Below are 15,827 nucleotides of genomic sequence, written 5' to 3'. Positions count from 1 at the left end.
CAATAAATGATCCAAAACCAATAAATAATCCAAAGGCAGGTGGATATGATCCAAAACCAATAAATAATCCAAAGGCAGGTGGATATGATCCAAAAACAAAATAAATGATCCAAAGGAAAGTGGATATGATCCAAAACCAATAAATAATCCAAAGAGAGGTGGATATGATCCAAAAACAAAATAAATGATCCAAAACCAAGCAGATATGATCCAAAAACCAAATATATAACCCAAACACACCAACCACCATCTATAAAAAACAAAGTCCTATTTTGCTCACAAATACTAATATTTTTCAAGACAAGAATTCATGTGATATCGTGATAGAATTAAAAAATCTGTGTGTAGAGATATTGGTATAGTTTAACTGGCCAAAAATATATGTCGCATGATACGTCTGCCATCTGAAATATTAATTATTTTCGGAGGGTAAAAATATGTATAAGGAAGATAGACTGCCTCAAAATCCAAAAGAAGGCATCATATTTATGTTAATTATTTCAGTTAACACTATTGCACCGGTTATTATGGGGCTTCAATTAGGTTTTAGTAAGGAAAATTACTTGGAAACCTTGAAGGTCATTCCGTTTATGTGGATTATCGTTATGCTGTTAGTAAGATTTGTTGCGGGGCCAATAGTTGGAAAAGTGATGCCAAAATTCGTTGGAAAAACAGATGGATTTAATGCAAGAGTGTTATTAAACATTGTAATGAATGTTACGGTTTTATCCATTCTTCTTACCATTATCGGTAATTGGGTTGGTACTAAACAAATAAGCCTTGAACCTTTTCAGAATTTCTTTCACAATTGGTTTAGGGACTTTGGGGTAGCATTTTGGATTGAGTTATTATTGCACAGCCAATAGCTAGATTTGCGATGAAAAATTACATGCAAAGCAGGCACAGAAAGCAGAGCTTGTTAATCCTTCTTAAATTCTTACAGCCGGTCGGTTTTAATAAAAAACCAATCGGCTTTTTATATGCAAACTAATTGCTTAAGTAGGGGATGGTTTCTAATTTCTAAGAGAAAATTAGATAGATAGGTTATCATGGTTGACACATACTATTCTGATGTTATATAATTATCTCGAATTCAAGATAATTGAAAGGGAGATTATCATGGATAATAAAGAATTATTAACATATGATGAAGATTTATCTTTAAAGGTATTTGTCGTTTTATCGAGAGCTTTGCAATCGATTAAGAAACGAGTAGAAGAAGATATAAAATGTCTTGGATTAAATCCTACAGAGTTTTCTGTTCTTGAATTAATTTACAGCAAAGGAGATCAGCCTATTCAAAAGATTGGTGAGAAGGTACTGATTGCAAGTAGTAGTATTACTTATGTTGTTGATAAATTAGAGAATAAAAAATTAATAAGAAGAAAGCCATGTCCTAAAGATCGCCGAATAACATATGCAGTTATTACCGAAGAAGGAACGGAACTGATGGACAAAGTCTTTCCAAAGCATAAGGCAGCAATGAGAGAGATATGTGGCGGACTGGAAATAAAAGAAAAAGAATTGCTGATTGAACAGCTAAAAAAATTAGGTCTCCATGCACAAAGCATGTAATTTTTTTAAATTAATATCTCGAATTAATAATACTTTAATTCATATTAATAATTACATTTTATAAAAAACGCACAAATGATTTTTCATCTATTATCTAATATTAAGAATAAAGAAGAATAAATAAAAGAATGGGAGTGAATTGAAATGACGAAAAAAACAAGTGGAATTCACCATATTACAGCAATCGTAGGCCATCCACAAGAAAATGTCGATTTTTATGCAGGAGTACTGGGCTTACGTTTAGTAAAACAAACCGTAAACTTTGATGACCCAGGAACCTATCATTTATATTTTGGAGATGAAGGAGGAAACCCTGGAACGATAATTACTTTCTTCCCATGGGTTGGTGCACACCAAGGTGTAATTGGAGATGGCCAAGTTGGAGTAACCTCTTATGTTGTTCCAAAAGGCGCACTTCCATTTTGGGAAAATCGATTAGAAAAGTTTGCTATTCCTTTTACCAAAACAGAGCGTTTCGGAGAAGAATATTTAGCGTTTACGGATCCTCATGGATTATTGCTAGAAATTGTGGGAAGAGAAGAAGGGAAAAACAATAGCTGGCAGTTTGGCGAGATAATGCCTGAGTACGCAATTAAAGGGTTTGGCGGTGCTACTCTTTTATCCAAGCAACCAGATAAGACAGCGGAAGTTTTAGAAAAGGTAATGGGATTTGAAAAGGTTGGAGAAGAAGGAGAATATATTAGATTTCGTTCTTTCAGCGATATTGGAAATGTGATTGATCTTAAAATAACAGCAGGTAGAAGTGGCTCGATGGGTGTTGGAACCGTGCACCATATTGCCTTTAGAGCAGTGGATGATGAGGATCAATTAGATTGGCAAAAACATGTTTCAGCAAATGGATATCAAGTTACACCAGTTCAAGACCGAAATTATTTTAATGCAATCTATTTTAGAGAGCATGGGGAAATTCTTTTTGAAATTGCAACAGACCCTCCAGGATTTGCAATTGATGAATCTCAAGAAACAATGGGAGAAAATTTAATGTTGCCAAGTCAATATGAGCAATATAGAGAACAGTTAGAACGAAGATTAATACCAGTTGAAGTAAGAATTCTCGATTAACTTTGTAAAGGATGATTCTTTAATGCGTGCCATAGATCCGAATACAATTTCAGAAAGAGATAATTATAAATTTTTAATCGGAAGCATCATTCCAAGGCCAATTGCCTTTGTTACTAGCTTATCTGAAGAGGGCGTTTTAAATGGAGCTCCTTTTAGCTACTTTAATATTGTGTCTTCTCAACCTCCTATGGTGTCTGTATCTATTCAACGCTCTAATGGAAAACAGAAGGATACTGCGAGAAATATAGTAAACAAAAAGGAATTTGTTATTCATATTGTGGATGACCAAAATGTCGGACAGATTAATCAAACGGCAGCATCCCTTTCACCAACTGAAAGTGAGATAGAATTGGCTAGCCTAACACCAATGGAAAGCAGAAAAATCAATGTGCCTGGCATCAAAGAAGCAAAAATCCGCTTGGAATGCGTGCTAGAGCACGCATTAGAATTGGGGGATAAAAATGCCCAGCCTGGCTGTGATTTTCTTATCGGAAGAGTGGTGCAATACCATATCGAGGAAGAAATTTACGAGGACGGTAGAATTAATCCAAGAGGATTAGGTGCTGTCAGCAGATTAGCAGGAAATGATTATGCAAAAATTGGAGAAATCTTCACAAAAGAAAGACCAAAATAATTTCTTTGAATGGAGAGGATAGGGTTGCTAATATCAGCAGGGATTCATCACATTACAGCTATGGTGAATGATGGACAAAGAAATATTGATTTTTATGCAAGTATTCTTGGATTAAGATTAGTGAAAAAAACAATTAATTTTGATCGACCAGAAGTGTACCATCTATATTTTGGGAATGAAACTGGCAATCCAGGCACTGTCATCACCTTCTTTCCATGGGAAAAACAGTTGAAGGGCAGAATTGGCACAGGGCAAGTTGGTGTTACAAGCTATGTTATACCAGTTGGTTCTAGTGGTTTTTGGGAAAGTCGACTTCAACATTTTGGAGTGAAAGTGGAGAATTACAGTAGATTCGGCGAAAAGTATTTGCAGTTTGCTGATCCAGATGGTCTTCTTATCGAATTAGTTGAACGAAAGGAAGGTCCACTAAATAATTGGAAAATCGGCGATATTCATTCCTCTGTTGCAATTAAGGGATTTGGCGGGGCAACGTTACATTCTGCTCAACCAAATAAAACTGCAGAAGTGCTTGAAAATATATTAGGTTTTACATGTGTTGGAGAAGACGCTGAGTATCTGCGTTTTTCATCTGAATCACATATAGGTAATATGATTGATATCAGATTATCACCAACCGTTCGCGGTCTCATGGGAGCAGGCACGATCCATCATATTGCTTGGCGTGCAAAAGATGAACAAGAGCTTCAGCAATGGAGGGCTCTTCTAGTAGAAAAGGGGTATTATCCAACTGAGCTTAAAGACCGAAACTATTTTAAAGCATTATATTTTCATGAAGAGGGCGGCATACTCTTTGAAATAGCTACAGATGGACCTGGATTTGCTGTAGACGAGCCATTAAGCAATCTAGGGGAGAAGCTTATGCTACCTGATTGGCTAGAGGAAAAAAGAGAAGAGCTTACAGCTTCTTTGCCTAATGTACAAGTTAAAATTCTAGAGGAGGAGAAAGAATGAAACATATTTTCAATAAAGGAAAAGATCCACAAAAGCCAACATTATTGATGTTGCATGGTACAGGGGGAACAGAATTAGATTTATTGCCTCTTGCTGGGATGATTGATGATGGTGCTTCCGTGCTAAGTGTCCGCGGAAATATTTTAGAAAACGGCATGCCACGTTTCTTTAAGCGTTTAGCAGAAGGTATCTTTGATGAAGAGGATTTGATTTTTCGCACAAAAGAATTAAATGAATTTCTGGATGAAGCTGCCGAAAAATATGAATTTGACAGAGCCAATGTTATTGCAATTGGTTATTCTAATGGTGCTAATATTGCAGCAAGCTTATTATTCCATTATCAGGATGCATTAAAAGCAGCCATTCTTCATCATCCAATGGTTCCGAGAAGAGGAATTACTCTTCCTGATTTAACAGGAAAAGGAGTATTTATTGCAGCAGGAACAAATGATCCAATTTGTTCACCAGAAGAATCAACAGAGTTACAATCATTGCTAGCCGCTGCCAACGCTAATGTAGAAATGCATTGGGAAAATAGAGGTCACCAATTAACAGCACAAGAAGTAGAAGCAGCTGCTAAATGGTATGCTACATTTATTAATAGCTAATCTAATCTAGTTAAAAGAAAAAAATAATCATAAATTTCATATAATAGGGAATAAGAAGAACAGCTAACATTGAAATATCCTTTCAATGGAGGTGGTTCTTATAAGTTTCCTTTACTAAATAAAAGCAGGTGTACTTATGGGGATATTAAATAAATTATTCGGAAAATCAAAGGAGATGGAAAGTATGTCAAATGTTAAAGTAGCAGTCGTTTTTTATAGTATGGGTGGAACAAACTATCAACTAGCACAATGGGCAGCAGAAGGAGCAAAAGAAGCAGGAGCAGAAGTGAAGGTAGTAAAAGTACAAGAATTAGCTCCACAATCTGTTATCGACAGCAATGAAGTATGGAAAGCAACAGTAGACGCAACAAAAGACGTACCTGTTGCATCATCAGAAGATATTGAATGGGCAGATGCCATTATTTTCAGCGTTCCTACACGATTTGGCACAATGCCATCTCAAATGAAGCAATTCATTGATTTACAAGGTGGATTATGGGCAACAGGAAAAACGGTTAACAAAGTAGTGAGTGCGATGACTTCTGCGCAAAATCCACATGGTGGTCAAGAAGCAACATTATTGTCTCTATATACTTCTATGATGCATTGGGGTGCGATTATTGCTACTCCAGGTTACACAGATCCAGTTCTTTTCGGAGCAGGTGGAAATCCATATGGAACAAGTGTAACAGTTGGACAAGACGGTAAAATGATTGAAGACGTTCAAGGAGCTGTAAAACACCAAGCAAAACGTACTGTTACAGTTGCAGAATGGGTTAAAAAAGGAAATCAATAATGAAAAAAGAATAATAGGAAGAAACCAGGAGTAATGACTTCTGGTTTTTTATATGGATGAAAAGGCTTTATTTTTATAAAAATAAAAAAAGGAGGATTTTTATATTGACACTACCTTAAAATAACTTTATGATAAAAAAAGTAATTCCGACTATATAAATGGGGAAAGGGTGTTTTGGGGTGGCAACTTCAGCAAACGTTCAATCGACTCAAAATGCAAAGAGTCTACCTGAACATCAAAAAGGATTAAAGGCTCCACAGATGCCTTTAATTATCGGTGGACTTATTGTTGCAGCAATTCTATTAGTCTACTTAATAATGACACAAAAGAGTATGCAGCCTATATTATTAATTTTAGGTCTTTTACTTGGTTATACATTGTTTCATGCTCGTTTTGGTTTCACATCAGCATTTCGCAGACTTGCATCAGTTGGTAATGGGCAAGCATTGCGTGCACATATGTTAATGCTAGCAGTGGCAGTATCGTTATTTGCACCAATCTTAGCATACGGCATTTCATTCTTTGGAACTGGAGCAACAGGTTATGTATCACCAGTTGGTGTGAGTCTTGTTGTCGGTGCCTTCATGTTTGGTATTGGTATGCAGCTTGGTGGCGGATGTGCATCCGGTACCTTGTATGCAGTAGGTGGGGGACGTTCTGTTGCGTTCGTAACACTATTATTCTTTATTATTGGTTCAACGATTGGGGCAGCTCATCTGTCTTTTTGGACAGAAGATCTACCATCTTTTGCACCGATTTCATTAGCAACATCAACAGGTCTTGGCTATGGTGGAGCTTGGCTTGTATCTATTATCTTATTTGGATTCATTGCATGGATTACATTGGTTGTGGAAAGAAAAAGAAAAGCACCAAAAATGGCCCCACTGCCAACAACAACAGGCTGGAAACGTATTTTCCGCGGTTCTTGGCCATTATTTGCAGCAGCAATCGTGTTAGCTGTACTTAACGCATTAACATTAATGACTCGTGGCACACCATGGGGAATTACGTCTGCATTTGCTTTATGGGGTTCAAAAGTAGCGCAATTCTTTGGAATGGATGTAGCAAGCTGGGGATTCTGGCAAGGAAATGCACAAGCTCTAGAAGCATCTATTTTTGCAGATTCAACTACAATCCTTAATTTTGGAGTAATCCTTGGTGCCTTTTTAGCATCAGCTGCAGGTGGACTATTTAAATTTTCAAAAGTGACACTTGGAAATGTGCTTGCATCGATTATTGGTGGTTTACTAATGGGATATGGCTCACGTTTAGCATTTGGCTGTAACGTTGGTGCGTATTTTGGCGGTATCGCATCATTCAGCGTACATGGTTATGTTTGGGGTATTCTAGCATTAGCTGGAACGTTCGTAGCCTTATACCTCCGCCCATTATTTGGACTCTCTGTACCAAAATCAAAGGATTCATTCTGTTAATAAAAAAAGTAGGTATCAACTTTGTTGGTGCCTATTTTTTTTAGTTATAGGTAGAATTGTCTGATCATGTCGATGTATTCGCTAGAGAGTTTTAATCCTTGAACAAAACTAAATAAATAATAGAGTGAACCTATCAACTAGTAATCTTTTTTTACGGAAAAGATTAGTATAAATAGTTTCACTCTTTTTTTGTCCTGTTGCTTTGATTTAATGATTTAAAGCAGGGCCTTTTTATTCATTTTCAGAAAAGTCTATTTAATGCATAGATAATGATTTAATAATTTTTTATACTAGTTAATGAAAACTACCATTTATATGTATTGAATTTTCACAGTTGTTGATAGAAGGATTAGGGGGTGTCATTTAAAGGGGAAATATTTTTTGTTTTTTACAAACACTTAATAGTAGATTAATAGAGAGTTTCTACAATAAGGGAGAATAGTTGACAAAAAGAGTGGTGATTCGATTAGCTCCATTTACGGTCAACAGAACTAATTAGGGGGTAACTGGTTGATGAAAGGGAAGAAGCATTTTACATTTCTTTTAAGCGCTATTACTACACTTGCACTTTTAGTATCCATTGTTTTACCAGCTAGTACATATGCTGAGGAAAATAGTGATAGCTTTAAGCTTACGATTATGCATATGAATGATACACATGCACATGCTGATCTATTACCAAAAATGATGACAGCGATTAAAGAGGTACGTACAGAAGATCCTGAAGCGCTACTTTTTAATGCAGGGGATGTTTTTTCTGGTACATTGTATTTCAATGAATATCATGGAAAAGCAGATTTAGCTCTATTAAATATGATGGATTTGGATGCAATGGTTTTTGGAAATCACGAATTTGATTTAGGATCTAGTGAGAATGGTCATAAATCCTTATCAGAGTTTGTTTCTGCAGCAAAATTCCCACTACTTGGAACAAATGTAGATCTTTCCGGTGATGCATTCATGAATAAGCTTGTTAAAAATGAGTTTACTGATTCACCAGAAGATGGGAAAGTTTTTGATGGGATGGTGAAAGAAGTAAATGGAGAAAAGATTGGGATTTTTGGTTTAACGACAGAAGATACAGCAAATATTTCTAGTCCTGTAAATGTAAAATTCTTAAACTATATTAAAGAGGCTGAACGAGCTGTACAAGCATTTGAAGAAATGGGAATTAATAAAATTGTTGCTGTAACTCATCTTGGTTATGATAGCAATCCTGATTTCGGGAACGATTTACAGCTAGCTACATATGTCGATGGAATCGATGTAGTAGTTGGAGGACATTCTCATACACAGTTAAGCGAGCCAGTTGTTGTAAATAAAGATGAGAAGGGCACAGAAAAAGAGCCGACCGTTGTTGTTCAAGCATATCAATATTCGCAATTATTAGGAAAACTACAGGTGGAATTTGATGGAAATGGTGTAGTTATCGGACAAGCTGGACAGCTAATTGATGTTGCTAGTAAAGAAGAAGATTCAGAAGCTGCAGCTATTTTAGCTCCATATAAAGAAAAAATAACCGAGCTTTCTACACAGGAATCTGGGGCAATTGCTAAGAAAACTCTAGCAAATCCACGTCTTACGGACAGTGATGTAAGTGTCCGCGCAAATGAAACAGAATTAGGAAATCTTGTGACAGATGCAATGCTTGCCAAAGCAAAAGAAAGATATCCAGAAACCGTTATTGCATTCCAAAATGGTGGCGGAATCCGTGCGGCAATTGAGGAAGGTCCCATTACAATTGGAGAAATCATTTCTGTGCTTCCTTTTGGAAATGACCCAGTAGTTGTAGAACTATCTGGTGAGGAAATAAAGCAAATTCTTGAACATAGTGTAAGTCAAGCACCAGCAGAAAGCGGTGGTTTCCTCCATGTAGCTGGCATGAAATTTACGTATGATAGTACAAAAGAGTCTGGATCTCGTGTTATATCCATGTATGTAAAAGTAAATGGAGAATATCAAGAGATCCAAGCAAATCAGAAATATCTTGTAACAACAAATAACTTTACTGCTAAAGGCGGAGATGGATTTGACGTATTCGCTAAAGCATATCAAGAGGGTAGAGTGCAAGATATTGGTGAAATTGATTGGGAACAGCTTCGTAAATATATGGTCGAGGATTTAGGTGGAGTGGTCGACCCTGTTCTAGAAGGACGAATTACTGATTTGCTTGGGACAGATCCAGAAACACCTGGGGATGAAGAGGAAGAAGTTACACCAGAGGAACCAGAAGTAGAAAATCCTGAAACTGGTGGGAATGAAGACGATAGTAGCGATACAGATAATCCAACAGATGCAACAGGTTCAGAAACGGATGATGATAATACAGATATTGGAGATAATGCTGGTATTGAAAATGATACGGAATTAGAGCAGGATGTTAATGATAATCAAGGCTCTAAAGAAACAGTGTCCAATTCTTCTGAAGGAAATGCTCTTCCAAATACAGCTACAAGTATGTACACAATGCTTTTGGTTGGTGGTATTTTATTAGTAGCAGGGATTGGGTTCCTTGTATTTAGAATGATGAAGTATTCTAAAGCATAATAATACATTTTCAAATGAAATAGTCCTTTTGTTAAGTGTTAGTTACTTTAACAAAAGGACTATTTTTATAGTTTGAATGACAAAAGAAATTCAGTAAAAGTAGAGAACACCTTCCCTGTACATAATGAAATGGAAAAGCACAGCAAGCCTTTTGGAGAAGGAATTTACGATGGGAATAATTTCTCCATAAATTTTTTTAAAATTTTTTCAGCAAAGTATAGACAAAACAAATAGATGTGTTAAAATTATCTTTAATTAGAGATAACTTATTTCAAAGTAAATTATCAATAGCAATCTCTAATCAGTTTGCCTTGAAATTTTCTAGAAAGATCAAGGGAGACTAATTTTATAATAAATATCTTGAATTCAAAGTAAAAAAACAAAAGGAAAATGGGAGGAATTTTAAAATGGCAAAATGGACAGTTGATCAATCACATTCAAGCGTAGGATTCGAAGTAAAACATATGATGGTTTCAAAAGTAAAGGGGCAATTTGATTCTTACACTGCAGACGTTGAAGCTGCTGATTTAACAGATTTAACAACAGCTAGCGTTGCATTCAAGTTTGATGTAGCAAGCATTAATACACATAGCGAAGATCGCGATAATCATTTAAAATCAGGTGATTTCTTCGATACAGAGAAATATCCAACAATTGATTTTAAATCAACATCAATTACAAAAGATGGCGATGACTATAAAGTAACAGGTGATTTAACGATCAAGGATGTTACTAAGCCGGTTACATTTGATGTAGAATTCGGCGGAAAAGGCACAAATCCATGGGGCGTAGAAGTTTACGGTTTCGAAGCAGAAACAAAAATCAACCGTGAAGAATTCGGTCTTACTTGGAATGCAGTACTTGAATCAGGTGGCGTACTAGTAGGAAAAGATATCAAAATTAAAGTAGAACTAGAAGTAAATCCGGCATAAGGAATCAAAAAAGATGGCTCTAATGTATCTGAAAGGATGCGTAAGAGCCATCTTTTTTGATTTAAAAAGAAAAGGTTTACAATTTTATCTTGAAAAGAAAGAATTTTCTTCTTATAATAAAGATTTGAAAGTACTAATTTATATTTCTGTATAATAAGTAAAAATTTTACAGAAATATGTAATCGTTATCAAAAAGTGTATACAGATGTTTCAGAAAAAATAACCATGAAATAATTAAGCAATTCTTTGATATTTTCCTCTCTTATACTAGTTTAGTATTTTTATTTCCATCTAGATATTACTAAAAATAGTTTCGTCTCATTTCCAATTAGGCAATTCTAGTTTCCTTCAATAAAATTTGTATTATTCATTAAGGTCGCAAATAAAATGAAATAGAAAGGAGCCGCGCATGGATGATTAATGTAGCCATCAATGGCTCAGCTACCATATCTTCTGCCCATATAAAGGGACTTTTTTTAACTGAATAGAATACCAACAGAAGTAACAGCTTTTGCAATTTATGATGTCCATAACAATCTTTTTGGAAAGGATGCTTAATATGTTGACTAACACGATCTATCAAGAAGTACAAAAGCGTACCCTCGAATTCTTAAATCAGGCAGGAATTATCTTAAGTGAATCAGAGCAAGAAGCAGTAGAGGTAGCGGACTTTGGATTAGATCAATTAGATACACAAGGATTACAGCTGATTACGTATATCAATAATGATCATTATTGTGCGAAGGAACTAGTGTTATTTCCAAATCAAACTTGTCCAGAGCATAAACATCCACCAATCAATAATATTGTAGGAAAAACAGAAACCTTTCGATGCAGATTCGGGAAAGTATATTTGTATGTGGAAGGAGAAGAGACAGTGAATAGAAAAGCAACTGTTCCAGAAGCAAGCAAAGAATATTACACCGTCTTTCATGAAATAGAATTGAATCCTGGAGACCAATACACAATCCCTCCTAATACCCTTCATTGGTTCCAGGCAAGTGAAGAGGGAGCTGTCATTTCTGAGTTTTCAACGACTAGTCGGGATGAATACGATATTTTTACCGATCCAACTATTAAGCGTATTCCAGAGATAAAGTAGGCAGAGGAAGGTTTCAATCCTTTCTCTTGAAGCAATAAGTGCAACTAAATCATTTTTTCAAAGGTAATAAAAATATTAGCGATTGATACAACCCCTTTCCTCGCAGGGAAATGTATAGGAAATTAACGATAAAGGAGCAACCTTACATGAATATGAAAACGCTTTTTAATGATAAATGGGAATTTGCAAAAACAAGTTTAGAAGTCGAAGATAGTAGAAACCTAGATTTTGTGCCAATTGATTTGCCACATGACTGGCTTATTTATAATACTCTTGATCTCTATGAATCTAGCATTGGCTGGTATCGCAAAAGCTTTTTCTATTCTAAGCAACAAGGTGAACAAGTACTGCTAAGCTTTGATGGCGTATATATGGATTCAACTGTGTATGTAAATAATCAGTTTGTAGGGGAATGGAAAAATGGTTACTCCTCGTTTGAGCATGATATTACAGCCGCTATGGTTGATGGGAAAAATAACATACTCGTGAAGGTTGTATATGAAAGCCCCAATAGTAGGTGGTATTCAGGAGCTGGAATTTATCGTAACGTTTGGCTTAAAACAAGAGATACTAATCATCTTGTAACAGATGGAATATACATTACGATGAATCAAGAGGATACTCGCTGGCATGTTGAAGTTGAGACAGAATTAGCACTTGATCAAGATGTGCAGCTTAGCCATTCAATTTTTTTCAAAAATCAAAGAATAGCATCTGTCTCTGAAACGATAGATTTTGGTAAGGAAAATTCTGTCTTGAATCAGCAAAAGCTCATTGTCGATAATCCATTGCTGTGGAGCATGGACGAGCCCAATCTCTATCAGCTTCAAACAGAATTACAAATTATCAATCAGGAATTAAAGACAGTAGAAGCTATTACACAAAACATTGGCTTTCGAAATATAATTCTGGATTCAAAGCAAGGTTTTCATTTAAATGGCAAAAGGATGAAGCTGAATGGAGTTTGCGAACATCATGATTTGGGAGCGTTAGGAGCTGCATTTAATAAACAAGCTTTAAAGAGAAGGTTTGAAATATTGAAAGAAATGGGTGTGAATGCCATAAGGACAGCCCATAATATGCCTGCAAAGGAATTAATGGACTTGGCTGATGAGATGGGCTTTCTCGTTATTTCAGAAGCTTTTGATATGTGGGAAAGACCAAAGACAAAGTATGATTATGCACGATTCTTTAAGGAATGGGCACCAATCGATGTGAAAAGCTGGGTGAAGCGCGATCGAAATCATCCAAGTTTATTAATGTGGAGCATTGGAAATGAGATTTATGATACCCATGCAGATGAGCGAGGGCAGGAATTAACTAGAAAGTTAATGGCGGAAGTACATAAATATGATCCGAAGCAAAATGCATGGATGACGATTGGATCCAATTATATGCCATGGGAAAATGCACAAAAATGTGCAGATATTGTAAAAGTAGCAGGCTATAATTATGGTGAAAAATATTATCAAAAACACCATGAAGAGCATCCAGACTGGATTATATATGGTAGTGAAACTGCATCTGTTGTCCAAAGTAGGGGCATTTATCATTTCCCTTATGAACAATCCATTCTTGCAGATGATGATGAACAGTGTTCGGCCCTTGGGAATAGCTCCACTAGCTGGGGGGCTAAGTCAACGGAAGCTTGTATTATAGCAGACAGAGATGCAGTATTTTCCCTAGGAACCTTTATTTGGACAGGTTTTGACTATATCGGGGAACCAACCCCTTATCATACGAAAAATGCATATTTTGGTCAAATTGATACAGCTACTTTTAAGAAGGATTCCTTTTATATTTATCAAGCAGAATGGACAGACTACCGGGAAAAACCAATGGTACATCTTTTTCCTTATTGGGATTTTAGTGAAGGGCAGATGATTGATGTTCGTGTATGCTCAAACGCACCTAAAGTGGAATTACAGCTGAATGGTAATAAGATTGGTACACATGTTATCGATCATGAAAAGGGAACAGAGCTGGTTGGCTGGTGGAAAATTCCTTATGAAAAAGGGCAGTTAACAGCCATTGCCTATGATGAAAAAGGGAATATTATCGCAACGGATACGAAAAGTTCTTTCGATGATGCGAAGAAAATTTGCTTGAATGCAGATAAGCGAATACTTACTGCAAACGGAACGGATATTGCTTTTATCGAAATTGCAACAAAGGACCAGGATGGAAACCTAGTTGAAAATGCTACAAACCGTGTAAATGTAAATGTAACAGGTGCTGGTCGTTTGATTGGTCTAGATAATGGAGATAGTACGGATTATGACCAGTACAAAGGTTTAAGCAGAAGATTATTTAGTGGGAAGCTAATGGCCATAATTGCTGCAACGACTGAACCTGGGAAAATTCAGATAGAGGTAAATTCTAAAGGACTAGAGAGTGCATGCCTAGAAATAGACGCTCAACCGGCTGAAGACAATGAATTAGTTGGGATATCTGCAACGATGAAAAACACTGATACACCAATTGTGATGGGAGAAGAAGGAGAAATTCCTCTTCGTAAAATTGAAATCATTAGTGAATCTGGGCAATTATTCGACCCAACTAAAACAGACATATTCGTTCATGCTAAACTAATCCCTGCAGACACTTCTTATAGAGAAGTAGAGTGGAGTGTTGTAAACGATGCTGGTATTGAATCGAATATTTCGAAAGTGGAAGTAGCAGGTGATAAAGTAAAGGTTAGTGCTTTAGGAGATGGTGAATTTCGTCTTCGTTGTACAAATAAGAATGGTACAGATAAAACAAAACTCATTTCCGAGCTAGAGTTTAAGGCAGCTGGTCTCGGAAAAGCCTATAAGGATCCGTACGGATTTATCTCAGCTGGTTTATATGACTACACCAAAGGCGAAGTAACTAATGGGAATGAACGAGGTGTCGCCACAAGTAGGGATGGTGAAACACAAGTAGGGTTTCGAGAAATAGACTTTGGAAATTATGGATCAGACAAAATAACGATGCCGATTTTTTCCTTATCAGATGAGGAGTATCCAATCCAAATTTGGGAAGGAATGCCAGATGAAGAGGGCAGTGAGCTATTAGCAGATGTCATTTATCAAAAGCCATCTAAGTGGAATGTTTATCAGGAAGAGACATTCCAATTGTCAAAAAGACTTCGTGGAATTAAATCACTGTGCTTTGTCTTACATCAGAAGGTCCATATTAAAGGTTTTTATTTTGAAAAGAAAAATCAAGCGTTTGAACGTAATTATGCGTCTGAGTGTAACCACATCTATGGGGATACCTTTGAAGTAAAAGAAAATTGCGTAGAAGGAATTGGCAATAATGTATCATTAACTTTTGAAGAATTTGATTTTACTGAGACAGGGGCAACAAAGCTCATTATTTCAGGAAAGTCACCAATTGAAAAAAACACCATTCATATACGTTCCGCAAACCAAGAAGGCGAAAGCAATCAGATGGTTGAATTTCTTTACTCTGTTGGCTATGAAGAACGCGTATTTGATTTAGAGAAAATAACTGGAATACAAAAAGTAACTTTTGTCTTTTTACCAGGTAGTAATTTTGATTTTGAGTGGTTCCAATTTAAAAGATAGAGCTTAAAATGAAGCTTACCGTACGAATGAAAAAGTACGGTAAGCTTTTTATTGCGTTTTTGGTGATGATGAAATTTTTGTTGGTTAGCATTTGGAAAATAAGAGGGGTTAGAGAAGGAAGTAGGTATTCATAAGTGGATGAAAACCAAAAATCTGAGAGAGCAGGGAAAAGTGGTGTTCATTAAGCAGATGAAAACCAAAGGAGCAGAAAAAGGTAACAGAGAAGTGTTCTCTGAGCCCGAAAGCAAGAGAAGAAGCAGAAAAAGGTAATAGAGAACCGTTCTCTGAGCCCAAAAGCAAGAGAAGAAGCAGAAAAAGGTAACAGAGAAGCGTTCTCTGAGCCCAAAAGCAAGAGAAGAAGCAAGAAAAGGTAACAGAGAAGCGTTCTCTGAGCCCGAAAGCAAGAGAAGAAGCAGGAAAAGGTAACAGAGAAGCGTTCTCTGAGCCAGAAAGCAAGAGAAAAAGCAGAAAAAGGTAACAGAGAAGCGTTCTCTGAGCCCAAAAGCAAGAGAAGAAGCAAGAAAAGGTAACAGAGAAGCGTTCTCTGAGCCCGAAAGCAAGAGAAGAAGCAGG

13 protein-coding genes are annotated in these 15,827 nt (G+C 36.3%); 12 read left to right on the top strand and 1 reads right to left on the bottom strand.

All coding sequences use genetic code 11. The annotated features are described in order from the left end of the window. Positions 1 to 437: 437 nt before the first annotated feature. From ACTQ5K_RS19830 to ACTQ5K_RS19775, 12 genes are all read left to right on the top strand, one after another. Positions 438 to 866: a hypothetical protein gene (locus tag ACTQ5K_RS19830; RefSeq protein ID WP_441994218.1), complete on the top strand. Its 429-nt coding sequence runs from the start codon at positions 438 to 440 to the stop codon at positions 864 to 866. A gap of 253 nt (positions 867 to 1,119) precedes the next feature. After that, the gene (locus ACTQ5K_RS19825) at positions 1,120 to 1,575 is read left to right on the top strand and encodes a MarR family winged helix-turn-helix transcriptional regulator (RefSeq protein WP_031537928.1); all 456 of its coding nucleotides are present in this window, start codon (positions 1,120 to 1,122) and stop codon (positions 1,573 to 1,575) included. A 144-nt stretch (positions 1,576 to 1,719) separates the two neighbouring features. Then, positions 1,720 to 2,658: a ring-cleaving dioxygenase gene (locus tag ACTQ5K_RS19820; protein WP_031537927.1), complete on the top strand. Its 939-nt coding sequence runs from the start codon at positions 1,720 to 1,722 to the stop codon at positions 2,656 to 2,658. A 22-nt stretch (positions 2,659 to 2,680) separates the two neighbouring features. Next, positions 2,681 to 3,292, top strand: a complete 612-nt coding sequence (locus tag ACTQ5K_RS19815; protein ID WP_031537926.1) for a flavin reductase family protein — start codon at positions 2,681 to 2,683, stop codon at positions 3,290 to 3,292. A gap of 60 nt (positions 3,293 to 3,352) precedes the next feature. Next, positions 3,353 to 4,264 (top strand): ring-cleaving dioxygenase, encoded by a 912-nt coding sequence (locus ACTQ5K_RS19810; protein ID WP_414630342.1) that lies wholly within the window; start codon positions 3,353 to 3,355, stop codon positions 4,262 to 4,264. Beyond that, positions 4,261 to 4,872, top strand: coding sequence for an alpha/beta hydrolase (locus ACTQ5K_RS19805; protein ID WP_031537924.1), 612 nt, complete (start codon positions 4,261 to 4,263; stop codon positions 4,870 to 4,872). The genes ACTQ5K_RS19810 and ACTQ5K_RS19805 overlap by 4 nt, the downstream gene beginning before the upstream one ends. 184 nt (positions 4,873 to 5,056) lie before the next feature. Further along, positions 5,057 to 5,668 (top strand): NAD(P)H:quinone oxidoreductase, encoded by a 612-nt coding sequence (gene wrbA, locus ACTQ5K_RS19800; RefSeq protein ID WP_031537923.1) that lies wholly within the window; start codon positions 5,057 to 5,059, stop codon positions 5,666 to 5,668. 179 nt (positions 5,669 to 5,847) lie between these two features. Next, positions 5,848 to 7,101: a YeeE/YedE family protein gene (locus ACTQ5K_RS19795; protein WP_031537922.1), complete on the top strand. Its 1,254-nt coding sequence runs from the start codon at positions 5,848 to 5,850 to the stop codon at positions 7,099 to 7,101. Between the two features lie 513 nt (positions 7,102 to 7,614). After that, on the top strand, positions 7,615 to 9,648 hold the full coding sequence (locus ACTQ5K_RS19790) for a 5'-nucleotidase C-terminal domain-containing protein (protein ID WP_031537921.1): 2,034 nt from the start codon (positions 7,615 to 7,617) through the stop codon (positions 9,646 to 9,648). 407 nt (positions 9,649 to 10,055) lie between these two features. After that, complete coding sequence (locus ACTQ5K_RS19785) at positions 10,056 to 10,580, top strand: YceI family protein (RefSeq protein ID WP_031537920.1); 525 nt, start codon at positions 10,056 to 10,058, stop codon at positions 10,578 to 10,580. A gap of 559 nt (positions 10,581 to 11,139) precedes the next feature. Next, the gene (locus ACTQ5K_RS19780; protein WP_031537919.1) at positions 11,140 to 11,682 is read left to right on the top strand and encodes a D-lyxose/D-mannose family sugar isomerase; all 543 of its coding nucleotides are present in this window, start codon (positions 11,140 to 11,142) and stop codon (positions 11,680 to 11,682) included. A gap of 146 nt (positions 11,683 to 11,828) precedes the next feature. Continuing rightward, positions 11,829 to 15,254 (top strand): glycoside hydrolase family 2 TIM barrel-domain containing protein, encoded by a 3,426-nt coding sequence (locus ACTQ5K_RS19775; protein ID WP_031537918.1) that lies wholly within the window; start codon positions 11,829 to 11,831, stop codon positions 15,252 to 15,254. Positions 15,255 to 15,362: 108 nt separating this feature from the next. On the opposite strand, the gene ACTQ5K_RS19770 is transcribed toward ACTQ5K_RS19775, so the two are convergent. Further along, positions 15,363 to 15,827, bottom strand: a 465-nt coding sequence (locus ACTQ5K_RS19770) for a hypothetical protein (protein WP_441994217.1), incomplete at its 5' end; no start/stop codon positions are given.

Origin of the sequence: Niallia sp. Sow4_A1, assembly GCF_052116745.1 — a bacterium.
GTDB classification, from domain to species: domain Bacteria; phylum Bacillota; class Bacilli; order Bacillales; family Cytobacillaceae; genus Niallia; species Niallia hominis.
The sequence above is the reverse complement of the archived record's forward strand: the minus strand, read 5'-3'. Positions and strand labels throughout refer to the sequence as shown.